This is a genomic window from Pseudomonas sp. P5_B2, assembly GCF_056400445.1.
This window is the reverse complement of the sequence record NZ_JBFULH010001425.1, coordinates 1-607: the sequence shown is the minus strand read 5'-3', so window position 1 is coordinate 607 and position 607 is coordinate 1. Positions and strand designations below refer to the sequence as shown.

Here is a 607-nt window from a genome sequence, read left to right as displayed (position 1 = left end):
CTGTTAGCGTTTGGCGGCATTGGTGCGGCGGCATTGGGTTGCCAGTGGCTGGCCTGGCGCTTGAAGCTGCCGGCGATCCTGTTTCTGCTGTTGACCGGCATTTTGGTCGGGCCCGTATTGCACTGGCTCGATCCGCAGGAAATGTTCGGCCCCTTGCTGATGCCTCTGGTGTCTCTTGCKGTGGCGCTGATCCTGTTCGAAGGCAGCCTGACGCTCCATCTTTCGGAGTGGCGCCAGATTGGCAGCGTCGTCCATCGACTGGTGACAATCGGCGCACTCTCGACCTGGATAGTCATTTCCCTCACCTCGCACTGGCTGCTGGGTCTCGACTGGATGCTGGCCATCCTGTTCGGCAGCATAAACCTGGTTACCGGTCCGACCGTTATCGTACCGATGCTGCGTGTCGTGCGCCCCAAGTCCTCGATCGCCAACATTCTGCGCTGGGAAGGCATCGTCATTGATCCAATCGGCGCACTGTTGGCGGTGGTCGTTTACAGCTTCATCATCGCCAGCGCCCAAGGTGACGGTCTGACAGAAAGCCTGCTCACCTTTGGCGGGGTGATCTTGTGCGGCGGTCTGTTCGGTATCCTTGGCGGCTGGGTATTGG

At 59.9% G+C, this 607-nt stretch carries 1 protein-coding gene; it reads left to right on the top strand.

Annotation, left to right across the window (positions count from 1 at the left end; all coding sequences use genetic code 11):
* Positions 1-607, top strand: a 607-nt coding sequence (locus AC1DRJ_RS31620) for a cation:proton antiporter domain-containing protein (protein ID WP_477805561.1), incomplete at both ends; no start/stop codon positions are given.